The sequence below is a fragment of the Acidihalobacter prosperus genome, assembly GCF_000754095.2.
Lineage (GTDB): Bacteria > Pseudomonadota > Gammaproteobacteria > DSM-5130 > Acidihalobacteraceae > Acidihalobacter > Acidihalobacter prosperus.
Map to the genome: position 1 here is coordinate 60,316 of NZ_JQSG02000006.1, position 13,205 is coordinate 73,520.

The 13,205-nt window shown below is 69.5% G+C and carries 14 protein-coding genes; all 14 read left to right on the forward strand.

What is annotated here, in order from left to right; translation table 11 throughout:
- Positions 1–211 precede the first annotated feature (211 nt).
- The gene (locus tag THPRO_RS10945) at positions 212–2,455 is read left to right on the forward strand and encodes a xanthine dehydrogenase family protein molybdopterin-binding subunit (protein WP_038091614.1); all 2,244 of its coding nucleotides are present in this window, start codon (positions 212–214) and stop codon (positions 2,453–2,455) included.
- The gene (locus THPRO_RS10950; protein WP_052064526.1) at positions 2,452–3,468 is read left to right on the forward strand and encodes a nucleoside phosphorylase-I family protein; all 1,017 of its coding nucleotides are present in this window, start codon (positions 2,452–2,454) and stop codon (positions 3,466–3,468) included. The genes THPRO_RS10945 and THPRO_RS10950 overlap by 4 nt, the downstream gene beginning before the upstream one ends.
- 28 nt (positions 3,469–3,496) lie before the next feature.
- On the forward strand, positions 3,497–3,982 hold the full coding sequence (locus THPRO_RS10955; RefSeq protein WP_052064527.1) for a (2Fe-2S)-binding protein: 486 nt from the start codon (positions 3,497–3,499) through the stop codon (positions 3,980–3,982).
- Entirely contained in the window at positions 3,972–4,835 is an 864-nt protein-coding gene (locus THPRO_RS10960; protein WP_038091615.1) for an FAD binding domain-containing protein, read from the forward strand. The genes THPRO_RS10955 and THPRO_RS10960 overlap by 11 nt, the downstream gene beginning before the upstream one ends.
- A 29-nt stretch (positions 4,836–4,864) precedes the next feature.
- Positions 4,865–5,443 (forward strand): ureidoglycolate lyase, encoded by a 579-nt coding sequence (locus THPRO_RS10965; protein ID WP_038091617.1) that lies wholly within the window; start codon positions 4,865–4,867, stop codon positions 5,441–5,443.
- A 14-nt stretch (positions 5,444–5,457) separates the two neighbouring features.
- Positions 5,458–6,558, forward strand: coding sequence for a cyanuric acid amidohydrolase (gene atzD / locus THPRO_RS10970; RefSeq protein WP_038091620.1), 1,101 nt, complete (start codon positions 5,458–5,460; stop codon positions 6,556–6,558).
- The gene (locus THPRO_RS10975) at positions 6,555–7,496 is read left to right on the forward strand and encodes an XdhC family protein (protein WP_201786977.1); all 942 of its coding nucleotides are present in this window, start codon (positions 6,555–6,557) and stop codon (positions 7,494–7,496) included. The genes atzD and THPRO_RS10975 overlap by 4 nt, the downstream gene beginning before the upstream one ends.
- On the forward strand, positions 7,493–8,188 hold the full coding sequence (locus THPRO_RS10980; RefSeq protein WP_038091623.1) for a cysteine hydrolase family protein: 696 nt from the start codon (positions 7,493–7,495) through the stop codon (positions 8,186–8,188). The genes THPRO_RS10975 and THPRO_RS10980 overlap by 4 nt, the downstream gene beginning before the upstream one ends.
- The gene (locus tag THPRO_RS10985; protein ID WP_038091626.1) at positions 8,185–8,373 is read left to right on the forward strand and encodes a DUF4089 domain-containing protein; all 189 of its coding nucleotides are present in this window, start codon (positions 8,185–8,187) and stop codon (positions 8,371–8,373) included. Before THPRO_RS10980 ends, THPRO_RS10985 begins: the two co-directional genes overlap by 4 nt.
- Positions 8,370–9,770: an AtzE family amidohydrolase gene (locus tag THPRO_RS10990; protein ID WP_065089644.1), complete on the forward strand. Its 1,401-nt coding sequence runs from the start codon at positions 8,370–8,372 to the stop codon at positions 9,768–9,770. Before THPRO_RS10985 ends, THPRO_RS10990 begins: the two co-directional genes overlap by 4 nt.
- A gap of 2 nt (positions 9,771–9,772) precedes the next feature.
- Positions 9,773–10,153: an oxalurate catabolism protein HpxZ gene (hpxZ, locus tag THPRO_RS10995; protein WP_065089645.1), complete on the forward strand. Its 381-nt coding sequence runs from the start codon at positions 9,773–9,775 to the stop codon at positions 10,151–10,153.
- Positions 10,154–10,160: 7 nt separating this feature from the next.
- Positions 10,161–10,748: a nucleotidyltransferase family protein gene (locus THPRO_RS11000; RefSeq protein WP_065089646.1), complete on the forward strand. Its 588-nt coding sequence runs from the start codon at positions 10,161–10,163 to the stop codon at positions 10,746–10,748.
- Between the two features lie 462 nt (positions 10,749–11,210).
- Entirely contained in the window at positions 11,211–12,062 is an 852-nt protein-coding gene (locus THPRO_RS16345) for a c-type cytochrome (RefSeq protein WP_145930841.1), read from the forward strand.
- Positions 12,063–12,065: 3 nt separating this feature from the next.
- Positions 12,066–12,740 (forward strand): cytochrome b/b6 domain-containing protein, encoded by a 675-nt coding sequence (locus tag THPRO_RS11010; RefSeq protein WP_038091628.1) that lies wholly within the window; start codon positions 12,066–12,068, stop codon positions 12,738–12,740.
- Positions 12,741–13,205 lie beyond the last annotated feature (465 nt).

Sequence of the window (13,205 nt, forward strand, 5' to 3'; positions counted from 1 at the left end):
CGACTCGCTCGCCTACAGTGCCATTTCGGCGCGCACGCACTTTTTTGGTGCGAGCAGCCCGCCCCGCTTGCGCCATCTCCAAACCACCCATGGCTGGCCCAAGCCCTGCATGGAGCGGATAGACACATCCCAGTGGCACGCATTCTGCTTGCATACATCGTTGCATGACCATTGGCGCAGCCGGACGCGCATTGCAGGGAGAGGCGGCAACGTGAGCGACACCCTCGGCACCAGCCCGATACGCGTGGATGCGGACGACAAGCTCGCCGGCCGCACGCGCTACGTGGACGACATCGTCTATCCGGACATGCTCCACGCCGCGACCCTGCGCACCTGCCATCCGGGCGGCAGGCTGGGCGGCATCTGCCTCGATCCCGACCGCGACTGGTCCGAATTCGTGATCGTGACCGCCGCCGACGTTCCTGGCGCCAACTGCGTCAAGGCCATCGCTGAAGACCAGCCGGTGCTCGCCGCCGGCGAATACCGCCATGCCGCCGAGCCGGTGGCGCTGATCGCCCACCCCGACCGCGCACGCCTGGCCGAGGCGCTGGCGCATATCGAAGTGATCGAAACGCCGGGACCGGAACCGCTGTTCGACGCGGACGAGGCACTGGCCTCGTCGCGGCGCATCGTGCCGGACAACGTCTTCACCGATTACACCCTGGCCAAGGGCGACCTCGCCGAGGGCGAGCGCCAGGCCGCCGCGGTGGTCGAGGGCACCTTCCGCACCGGCGCGCAGGAGCATGTCTACATCGAGCCGCAGGGCATGATCGGGCGCCTGATGCCCGACGGCGAACTGCGCATCGAGGGCTCGATGCAGTGCCCTTATTACGTGCTCGACGCCCTGGTGCACGCCACCGGCCTGCCGGCCGAGCGCATCCGCGTCGTGCAGACGGCCACCGGCGGCGGTTTCGGCGGCAAGGAAGAATACCCCTCGATGATCGCCTGCCACGTCGCCCTGCTCGCGCTCAAGGCGGGCGGGCGCCCGGTGAAGATGATCTACGACCGCGGCGAGGACATGCGCGCCACGCCCAAGCGCCACCCCTCGCGCAGCCGCGTGCGCGTCGGCGCCGACGCCGACGGCCGGCTGTGTCTGATCGATTTCGACTTCGCGCTCGACGGCGGCGCCTACACCACGCTCAGCCCGGTGGTGCTGTCGCGCGGCGTGATCCACGCCCCCGGCCCCTACCGCTGCGAGCACGTTCGCGTGCGCGGCCGCGCGGTGGCCACCAACCACCCGCCCTTCGGCGCCTTCCGCGGCTTCGGCGCGCCGCAGAGCATCTTCGCCCTGGAAGCGGCGCTCGATCGTCTGGCCGAACGGCTGGGGCTCGACCCCGCCGAACTGCGCCGGCGCAACCTGCTCGCGCCGGGCGACCGCTCGGCCACCGGCCAGCTCGCGGGCGACGACGCGGTCGCCGACGCCGTGCTCGCACAGGCGCTCGCGGAAAGCGACTACGTCCAGCGGCGCGCCGCGCACGAGGCCTGGAACCGCGCCGGCCACCGCACGCGCCGCGGCATCGGCCTCGCCACCTTCTGCCACGGCTCAGGCTTCACCGGCAACGGCGAGGTCAACCTGCGCTCCAGGGCCGGCCTGCGCGTCACCGCGGACGGCGTCGTCGAGCTGCTGAGCTCCAGCACCGAGATCGGCCAGGGCATGGCCACCACCTTCACCCAGATCGCGGCCGACGCGCTGCATCTGCCGATCGCCCGCGTCCGCGTCGCGCCGACCGACACCCAGGTGGTGCCGAATTCCGGCCCCACGGTGGCCTCGCGCACCTGCATGGTCGTCGGACGCCTGATCCAGGATGCCGCCCGCACGATGATCGAGCGGCTGAGCGCCGAGGCCGGCCTGCCCGGGCAATACGACGAGGCCGCCTTCGCCGCGGCCTGCGCCCGCCTGCACGCCGCCGGCGGGAATACCGTCGAGATCGCACAGTACCGTGCACCTGCCGGGGTCGAATGGGACGACCAACACTTCCGCGGCGCAGCCTATGCCAGCTACGCCTGGGCCGCCTACATCGCCGACATCGAGATCGATCTCGATACCCTCGCCGTGAATGTGCGGGATTTCGTCGCCGTGCAGGAGATCGGCCGCGCGGTGCATCCGGTGATCGCCGCCGGTCAGATCGAGGGCGGCGTCGCCCAAGGCATCGGCCTCGCGCTGTTCGAGGATGTGGTGTGGAACGACGCCGGGGTGATGACCAACGACCGCATCACCCACTACATCCTGCCGACCAGCGCCGACCTGCCGCCGATCCGCGTCTTCTTCCAGGAAACCGCCGACGCCCCCGGCCCCGGCGGCGCCAAGGGCATCGGCGAGCTGCCGATGGACGGCCCCGCGCCGGCGGTGGCCAATGCCGTCCGCCACGCCCTCGGCGTAGACATCGATGCCGTGCCGATCCTGCCCGAACACCTACTCGCAAAGCTCACGACCGACCACAAGGATGTCGCATGAAACGCCTGCTTACCCGACTGCTTCTCGGCCTGCTGCTGGTCGCTCCCGGCGCCTTCGCCGCGATCCCGGTCAAGGTGATGGTACTTGCCGCCTTCCCGCCGGAACTCGCGCCCTGGCTCAAGCACATGAAACACCCGACCGAACTCAAGATCGCCGGCACCTACGCCCCGGTGTGGTGCGATGCCCGCCAGGTGTGCGTGACCGAAACCGGCGAGGCGCAGGTCAATTCCGCCACCACCGTCTCCGCCCTGCTCGCCAGCAGCCAGCTCGACATGACGCAGGCCCTGGTGCTGCGCGCCGGCATCGCCGGCGGCCCGCCCTGGGGGCAGGACACCCTGGGCGGCGCCTACTGGTCCGACTGGGTGATTTCCTGGGATCTCGGCCATCACCTCACGGCGATGTCGCACGGCCAGCCCGAACCGCGCTTCCTGCCGCTCGGCGACGACCAGCCGCCGCTCGGCACCGAGGCCTTCAAGCTCAATCCCTGGCTGGTCAATCTGGCCTTCGAGGTCACCCGCGAGATTCCGCTGGCCGACGACCTGCCGGCGATGAACAACCGCAAGCTCTACGCCGGGCAGGCCAACCGCCAGCCCCAGGTCGGCATCGGCGCGACCGTCACCGGCGACGACTTCTGGTCGGGCGTCGAGCTGTCGCGGCTCGCGCAGCAGATCGTCGACTACTACACCCACGGTGCCGCGCGCTACGTGACCACCGCGATGGAGGAGACCGGCGACGCCGACGCCATGGCGCGGCGCGGCCTGCTCTCGCACTACCTCAGCCTGCGCACGATCAGCGACTTCGACCAGCCGCCGCCCGGCGAAACCGCCGCCGCCTGGCTGCTCGAACACAATTACCCCGGAGGCCGCATCGCCTTCGAGAACGCCTACCGCGTCGGCAATGCCTTCGTCGATTATGTCCTGGCGCACCCGAAGCAGATCGCCCAGGCCATGCGCGCCGATCGCGTGCCCGCCACCCACTACCCGCTGAGCGCGTCGGAGGCCATGGGCAAATGACCACGCGCACACGTCAACGGAGCCGCCCATGCACCTGCGCCTGACCGTCAACGATGCCCAGCACAGCGCCGCCTGCCGCCCGGACACCCGGCTGCTCGACTACCTGCGCGAAACTCTCGGCCTGACCGGGGCCAAGGAAGGCTGCGGCGAGGGCGAATGCGGCGCCTGCGCCGTGCTGATCGACGGCGTGCTGGCGAACAGCTGTCTGGTGCCCATGGGCCAGCTCGACGGCTGCCGCGTCCAGACCGTCGAGGGCGTTCCCGCCGAGTCGCCGCTGCGCCGCGCCTTCGCCGCGCACGGCGGCACCCAGTGCGGCATCTGCACGCCCGGCATGCTGATGGCGGCGACGGCGCTGCTCGCCGATCACCCTCACCCCGACCTCGCCGATATCCGCGAGGGCCTCGCCGGCAACCTGTGCCGCTGCACCGGCTACACGCGCATCTATGCGGCCGTGGCCGCCGCCGCGGAGGAGACCGCCGCGCAGACTCGGGAGACGCACAGCCGTGTGGGCTAGACCGCGTACCCTCGCCGAGGCGATGCGCCTGCTCGGCGGCGATGCCGACGGGGCCTGGCGGATCATCGCCGGCGGCACGGACCTGATGGTCGAGCAGCGCCTCCATCCCGTCGCGGACGAACGCAACTGGCTCGACCTGACCGCCGTCGGCGAACTGTCCGGGCTCTACGCCAGCGACGGCGGCCTGCGCATCGGCGCCTGCGTGCCCCTGCGGCGCATCGCCCGCGATCCGCGGGTGCGCGAGCGCTACCCGCTGCTCGCCGCCACCGCGGCGGTGACCGGTGCGCTGCCGATCCAGAACCGCGCGACCCTGGGCGGCAACGTCGCCAACGCCTCCCCGGCCGCGGACAACCCGCCCGCCCTGCTGGTCTACGACGCCGACATCGAGCTGGCCGGCCCCGAAGGCCGACGCCGCCTGCCCTACCGCGAGTTCCATACTGGCTACAAGCAGACCCGGATGCGCGCGGACGAACTGATCGTCGCGCTCCATCTGCCGGCGCCCAAGCCGGGGTCAGCCATCGAGTTCTACCGCAAGGTCGGCACCCGGCAGGCGCAGGCCATCGCCAAGCTCAGCCTGGCCGCGCGCCTGCGCCTGGATGCCGCCGGCGCCGTGCACAGCGCCCGCTTCGGCCTCGCCAGCGTGGGCCCCGCGCCCGCCGCGCTGCCCGCCGTCGAGGACTGGCTGGTCGGCCAGCGCCCGGAGGCGGTCGACGCCGCGACCCTGCGCCGGCACCTCGCCCAGGACATCAGGCCCCTGGACGACATCCGCTCCACCGCCGCCTACCGGCTGGAGGTGGCCGCACGCCTGCTGCTGACCGCGCTGCGCACGCCGCCCGGCGCGCCGTCCGTCTGACAACGAAAAACGCAAGGAGGATTCCCGTCATGTCGTCGCAAACCGCCGCACAACGCTACGTCGACGTCCCGCTGGTGGACGCCACGCCCGAGAACACCGCCGAATACGGCCTGATGATCGGCGACAGCGTGCTCAAGCCCGGCCTGCCCATCCCCTTCTACAAGGGCAGCGTGGAAGAGGGCCAGAACCTCGATTTCGTCTATCACGAGCGCGCCGTGGTGCGCACCGCGCGCATCTCCCATCGCAGCGCGGAAATCACCTGGCTGGAACGCCACCTGCGCATGACCCAGCTGTTCGTGGGCCTGGGCGACCAGCCCTTCGCGATGGTTCTCGGCAAGCCGAACCAGGACACCGGCGCCAGTCTGCCGGTGCTGGAGGACGTGGTCGCGTTCCGCATTCCGCCCGGCCACGGCATCATGATCCACGCCGGTACCTGGCACGATTTCCCGATGGCCTTCGAGAACCCGGTGACGGTGCTGACGATGAATTCCGAGGAAGTGGTCAAGGCCCTCGCCGAGGCCAAGACCGCCGACGACATGGACGCCGGCGACGTCTACAAGATCAACATCGAACGTCACACGGGCCGCGTCCTGCGGGTGCCGTTCTAGACCGGGACGCACGCATGCGGATCATCGCCCACCGTGTGGCCACCGCCGGCCCCGGCGACGTCTCGGGCCTCGCCGCCCTGCTCGACGCCGGCGAACTGCGCGCGGATGAAATCCTCGCCGTGATCGGCAAGACCGAGGGCAACGGCGGGGTCAACGACTTCACCCGCGAACTGGCCACGCGGGCGCTGGGCGACCTGCTCGCGCCGCGCCTCGAATGTGCGCCGGAGGCCATCGAGGAGCGCATCGTGCTGTCCTTCTCGGGCGGCACCGAGGGCGTCGCAAGTCCGCACCTGCTGATCCTCTCGCGGCGCGGCGCGGCCCTGGCGGCACCGCGGACGTCCAAGCGCCTCGCCATCGCCACCGGCCATACCCGCGCCCTCGAACCCAGCGAGATCGGCTATCGGCCGATGATGGAAGAGACCGCGCGCGTGGTCCGTGAGCTGATGCGCGAACTCGCCGTCGACGACCCTTCCGACGTGCATCTGGTACAGATCAAGGGCGCCATTCCTGGCTACGACGAGACCCAGCGGGTCGCCGCCGAGGCCGAGGGCCGGCCGCTGCGCTGCGACATGGTCGGCTCGCGCGCCGCTTCCGCGCTCGGGGTGGGCATCGCCCTGGGCGAGATCGATGACGCCGCGGCCGGGGATGACGCCGTGTGCCGCGACTGGTCGCTGTTCTCCACCCGCGCCAGTGTCTCGGCCAAGCCTGGGCTGCCCCGCTCCGAAATCACCCTGTTCGCCAACTCGGCGTGGTGGGACGGCGATCTCGTCATCGAGCATGGCGTGATGCGCGACATCATCGACCTCGACGCGATCCGCGACGTGCTCGCCCGCCTCGGCCTGACGGCACCCGGTCAGCTCGCCCCGGAACAGACCGCGCGCCTGGTCGGCATCTTCGCCAAATCCGACGCCGACCCGCGCCACCGGATTCGCGGCCGCCGCCACACCATGTGGACCGACGCCGACATCTCCGACATGCGCTATTCGCGCTGCGTGGTGTCCGCCCTGCTTGCCGGCGTCACCGGCGAGACCGCCGTGTACGTCTCCACCCGCGCCGAGCATCACGGACCGCTCGGCGGCGGGCCGGTGGCGATGATCGCAAGAGTCGACGCATGAGCGCCTCGCTGCATCCCGCCGCCGCCCCCGAACGGCCGCTGGCCGAGGCGCTGATCACCGAGGTGCGCGGTTCCGCGCCCGCGGCGGTCGGCGACGGCATGTGCCTGCTCGCGGACGGACGCTTCTCCGGCACGGTCGGCGGCGGACGCATGGAACACGCGCTGCAGGCCGCGCTGCGGGCCGATCCTCAGGTCGCGCGCGGCATCGACTTCACCCTGGGACACGGCACCGACCAGTGCTGCGGCGGGCGCGCGCAGGCGCACATCGTGCCCGTGCCGCCGCTGCTCGCCGCCCTGTACGCGCCGGGCGCCTCGCGCGTCTATGCGGTCGCCGACGGCCGTCTGCATCTGGCGGGCGGCATCACCGCCGAGGGGCGCGCGCTCGGCAGCGAGGCCCGTGCCGCACTCGCCGGCGCGGACGCGCCCGGCTACCTCGCCGACGGCAGCCGGTTCGTGCTGCCGGCACGTCGGCGCACGCCCCTGTGGCTGTTCGGCGCCGGCCACGTGGGACGCGCGGTGGCGCGCATCGCCACCGACCTCGACTACGCGGTGCGCGTGTTCGACGCCCGCCCCGAATGGGCCGACCCGCTGGCCTTCCCGCCGGCGGCGCGAGTCAGCCTCACGATCGATCCCGCCGCCCTGCCCGAGGCGCCGGCCGACGCGGTGGTACTGATCATGACGCACAGCCACACCCTGGACTTCGAACTGCTCGCCCATTTCGCCGCACGGCCGCTCGCCTACATCGGCGTCATCGCCAGCCGCTCCAAGGCGGCCCGCTTCCGCCACGCGCTCGAACGCGAGGGCCTCGCGCCGCGCGACCTGCACATGCCCATCGGCCTGCCCGGCCTCGGCAAGCGACCGGCCGAGATCGCGGTCAGCGTCATGGCCGAGCTGCTCGCCCTGCGCGCCGCCGCCGCGGAGGGCATTGCGCGGCCATGAGCTTCGAAATCGACGCCCGTTCCTTTGCCTACCGCTGTCCAGCGGACGGCACTGCGCTGCTGCTGATCGATCTGCAGCGCGATTTCGTCGAGCCGGGCGGCTTCGGCGCCAGCCTGGGCAACGACGTCTCGCGCCTGCGGCCCGCGATCAAGGCCTGCCGCCGCCTGCTGGAGACCTTCCGCGCGCTCGGCCTGCCCGTGCTGCACACCCGCGAGGCGCACCGCCCGGACCTTGCCGATTGTCCGCCCGCCAAGCGGCTGCGCGGCGAACCGCCGCTGCGCATCGGCGACGCGGGGCCGATGGGGCACCTGCTCGTCGCCGGCGAGACGGGCACCGAGATCGTGCCCGAGTGCCGTCCGCTGCCGGGCGAGACCGTGATCGACAAGCCCGGCAAGGGCGCGTTCTACGCCACCGATTTCGGCACGCACCTGGAGCGCCTCGGCATCACCCATCTCGTGGTCGGCGGCGTCACCACCGAGGTCTGCGTGCAGAGCACCCTGCGCGAGGCCAACGACCGCGGCTACGAATGCTTGCTGGTCGAGGAGGCCACCGAAAGCTATTTCCCCGAATTCAAGCGCGCCACCCTCGAAATGGTGCGTGCGCAGGGGGCCATCGTCGGCTGGACCGCCGCGCTCGCCGACGTGCTCCGCGCGTTCGCCCCCCCTTTCCCTAAAGACCGGAGCCTGACATGACCGCCAAGCCGCAAGATCTCGACGCCTACATCGACCAGGCCGCCGCGCTGATCGATCTGCCCATCGACCCCGCCTACCGCGAAATGGTGCTGACCTACTTCGCGCTCAGCGCGCGCATGGCCGACGTGCTCTCGGCGCAGCCGCTGCCGCCGAGCGACGAACCCGCGCCGGTATTCGTGCCATGAGCGGCGATCTGCCGACCACCGCGACGGCGATCGCCGATGCCGTGCGCGCGGGGCGCATCAGTGCGCGCGAGGTGCTGGAGCGTACGCTGCGCCGGATCGCGCGCGGCAACGAAGCGCTCAACGCCTTCACCCTGGTCACCTCCGAACGCGCATTGGCGGAGGCGGACGCCATCGATGCCGCCCGCACCCGCGGCGATGTCCTCGGGCCGCTCGCGGGCGTGCCGTTTGCGGTGAAAAACCTGTTCGACATCGCCGGCGAGGTCACCCTCGCCGGCTCGAAGATCAATCTCGACGACCCGCCTGCCGCAGCCGACGCCACCGCCGTGACTCGGCTCAACCGCGCGGGCGCGGTGCTGGTGGGTGCGCTCAACATGGGCGAATACGCCTACGACTTCACCGGTGAAAATGCCCACGTCGGCCCCGCCCGCAATCCACACGATCCGACGCGCATGACCGGCGGCTCCAGCGGCGGCAGCGGCGCGGCCGTCGGCGGCGCGCTGGTGCCGCTCGCGCTGGGATCGGACACCAACGGTTCGATCCGGGTGCCGTCCTCGCTGTGCGGCGTGTTCGGGCTCAAGCCCACCTTCGGCCGCCTGTCGCGTGCCGGCACCTTCGCCTTCTGCCCCAGCCTCGACCACATCGGCCCGCTGGCGCGCAGCGCGGCCGATCTGGCTCTGGCCTACGACGCCATGCAGGGCGCCGACTCGCGCGATCCTGTGTGCCAGCCGGAGCCCGTCGAATCCAGCGCCAGCCAGCTCGACGCCGGCATCGACGGGCTGCGCATCGCGGTGGCTGGCGACTACTTCCGCCAGCAGGGCACGGACCAGGCGATCGAAGCAGTGGACCGCGTGGCGCGCACGCTCGGCGCGCGTCACCTGGTCGAGCTTCCGGAAACGCCGCGCGCCCGCGCAGCGGCCTATCTGATCACCAATGCCGAAAGCAGCAACCTGCACCTGGAACGCCTGCGCACGCGCGCCGCCGACTACGATCCCGACGTGCGCGACCGCATGCTCGCCGGCGCCCTGCTGCCCGCCACCTGGAACCTGCAGGCGCAGCGCTTCCGCGCCTGGTACCGGCGCGAGGTCGCCAAGGTGTTCGAACGCTTCGACGTGCTGCTGGCCCCGGCCACGCCGATGCATGCGCCCGCCATCGGTGCCCGCCACATGACGCTCGACGGCCAGGAAATGATGGTGCGCCCGCACCTCGGCCTGTACACCCAGCCGCTTTCGTTCATCGGCCTGCCGGTGGTGGTGGTGCCGGTGCACACGCCGGGCAGCCTGCCCATCGGCGTGCAGGTCGTCGCCGCGCCCTGGCGCGAGGCCGACGCGCTGCGCGTCGCCGCCTGGCTGGAAAACCACGGCTACGAGGCGCCCCCGCCCGCCTCGCGCAAGGAGTGAACATGCCTGAGATCAATCTGCCCGTGGTCGTGGCCGAGGTCGAGGCCGCCTTCGCGCGGTACGAAGCCGCCCTGGTCGGCAACGACGTCGCCGTGCTCGACGAACTGTTCTGGGACAGCCCGCACACGCTGCGCTACGGCGTCGGCGAGAACCTGTACGGCTACGCGGCCATCGCCGCCTTCCGCGCCTCGCGCCCGGCGCAGAACCTGGCCCGCGAACTGGTCAACACCGTGATCACCACCTACGGCGAGGACTTCGCCACCGCGAACACCGAGTTCCGCCGCGGCGAGGTACGGGGGCGCCAGAGCCAGACCTGGATGCGCACTCCCGAGGGCTGGCGCGTGGTCGCCGCCCACGTCAGCCTGCTGCCTCGCGCAGGCTAAGGCACGCATGCCGACGGCGATCCTGCTCGCCGGCGGCCGGTCGAGCCGCTCCGGCCGCCGTCACAAGGCCTGCCGCCGCCTGCCCGGCAGCGTCTGGCTGGACCGCCAGATCGACGCGCTGCGCGCGGCCGGTTGCGGCGAGGTACGCCTGGTGCTGGGCGCAAGACCGCGGCGCGTGCTCGCCTGCCTGCATCGCCGCGTTCCCCTGCGCCTGAATCGGCGCCATGCCCTCGGACCCTTCGTCTCGCTGCAGACCGGACTCGCCCCGCTGCGCGACGACGTGCTCATCCTGCCCATCGACGTGCCCGTCCCGCCGCCCTGGCTGGTACGGGCACTGGTCCGCGCGCTGCGACCCGGCATCGCGGTCGCCATTCCCCGGCACAACGGCCGCGGCGGTCATCCGGTTCTGCTGGCCAGGGATTTCGCCGAAACCCTGATGCACCTGGACCCGGCTGCGCCCGAGGCGCGCCTCGACCTGCAGTTGCGTGCCCTGCCGCCCGACCGGCGGGCCGGGATCAAAGGCAGCCGAGAGGTGCTGGAGGACCTGAATGAAACGCAGGCCTGGCGCGATTATCGGCAACGAGGCGGCCACTGAAACATGCCGGAGCATGGAAATCATGCGAAATGCGGATGCAAGCCAGGCACGGGCGGCACACATCGCCATGCGATCTTGAAGGCGCCGCGACGCGATGCATTTCGCCAAAGCCTGCCAAGACTGCACCGAAAATCCGCGCATATCGCGGTGACGCCGCCATATCCAGAGCCGACAGATCCGTCGTTATCAAAATCGCGTAACAATGCGCGGCGCCGGACGATCATGGACAAAAAAATCCAAACATGAATTGTTTAAGATTTATTACATCAATCATCGCTAATATAATGGCGCGCGTTGTTTTATACGGGTTATCTATCAATCTCCCGCAGAATTCGGGCAACAGCCAATGGCATGCGGGCACTGAATATCGTTCCTTACTGAGCGGTAACAATTCACGCCCGCCCGCTATGCCATAGTACCGCTCCATATTTTTTACAGGCCGCCCATTACGCCGCAGGACGATTGCGACGATCCGCGTCAGGAAACCGCATTTGGAGATGTCTTCAATTAACGCTCTGCCTTATCGTGACCATTATTTTGAATGATGACATCCACATATGCGCCGGCGGTCGATATCTGAAAAAACCGGGCATTCACGACCTCGCCGTCGATCCGCTGCCGCGCGCGACGCCACCCTGCAGCGATATACACACCGAGTCGATGCCCGTCTCCCGCACGCACAGCAAGTCCGCAAGGATGCAATCACGGCCGCACGAATGTCAGCGCCAGCGCCTGCATGTCGCAAGACGATGCGCCGAAAATTCACCGGGCGATCGAACCGCCCACCCGCCTACTCCACCACCTCAAGGGTTGATCTCCATGCGTCTTAACAGCTTTCGAACCCGCCATCGCCGCATTCCGCTCGCGTGCATCAGCGCCGCACTGTTGATGAGTCTGGCGGGCGGCGCGCAGGCCGCCGACGTCGCGCAAATCGTCCACGCACGCAAGGATCACTTCAAGGCACTGGGCCGGAACGACAAGTTCCTGCGGGACGAGATGCACCGGTCGCCTCCGGACTGGCACTGGATACAGGTGTACGCAAAGCAGATTGCCGCACTCTCCAATGCCCTGCCCACGTGGTTCCCGGCAGGCAGCGGGAAAGGGCATGGCGTCGCCACCCGGGCGAGCCGGGAAATCTGGGCAAAACCCGCCGCATTCGCCCGAGCCGCCCAGCGTATGAAAATCAGCGCCGACAACCTCACACGCGACGCCGCCCGGCACGACTTCAACGCGCTCGCATTCGATGCGAGGAAACTCGGCCAATCCTGCGGCAGCTGCCATCGCGCTTTCCGCACGCACAGCAGCTGGTGGTGATGCATGGGCAACCAGGAGACGGCCGTTCGAAAACGCGTTCGGGTCTGGGATCTACCGACGAGGCTCTGGCACTGGAGCGTCCTGATCCTGTTCGGGGTCTGCTGGTGGACCGCGGACACCGACCACATGCGATGGCACCTGTTCGCCGGCTACGGCGTCCTCGGCCTCGTGTCCTTTCGGATCGTTTGGGGATTTTGCGGCGGCCAGACAGCCCGCTTCAGCAGCTTCGTCCGCGGACCAGCAGGCATTTGGCGCTACGTGCGCAAGCTCTTCAAGCGCGAGGGCGATGCGTCGCTCGGGCACAACCCGCTGGGCGCGCTCAGCATCATCGTCATGCTGAGCCTTTTGCTGCTGCAAACCATCCTCGGCCTATTCGCGGTCAATGACGACGGCGGCGCCTCAGGCCCCCTGTCCCAGTGGGTCTCCTACGGGACCGGCCGGCGCTTCGCGCATTTGCACGCCTTCAATTTCAATCTCCTGTTGCTCCTCATCGGCCTGCACCTCGCCGCGATCGTCTTCTACCGTCTGTTCCGCGGCGAGAATCTTGTGTCGGCCATGATTCACGGCTACAAGTCGCACCGCGCAGCCGGCGAAACACCGTACTTCGTGCCGCTGTGGCGCGCGGCATTGGTCGCCGCCTCGATTTTCGTCGGCGTCGTATTGCTGGTGAAGATCTGATGACACCGGAGGCATAAGCACGCTAAGCCGCGCCTGCAGAGCTTACCGTCCATCGTCATCGGCACGGCGCGCAAGGACGCGACACGTGCTCGCCTCGTCCCGCCCCACCGTGTTCCCCTGCGCCTGAGCCGACGCCAGCCATCGGCGCATATTCGTCATCACAGACCAGCGGGCAGGACGCCAGGGGAACCGATAAGCATGGAGGATCAGAACGCGGCTGCTGCCTGACAGGTCTATCGGCGGTAGACAGTGCGTTATAACAAAGCAAAGCGGGATAAATACCTCCGGCTTGCAGCACGGGACGCCGACATCAGCCACCACAGATCATTCTTCTCGAAACGGGCGTAGTATCGACTGAGATTCCGCAAGGCAGATCTCGCCCAATAACCGTCATTCGTCGTCTTCAGGGAACTCTCCCTAGAATTGCCGCTTTGTATTGGAAAGCCAAACTCATTCTGCTTGCTT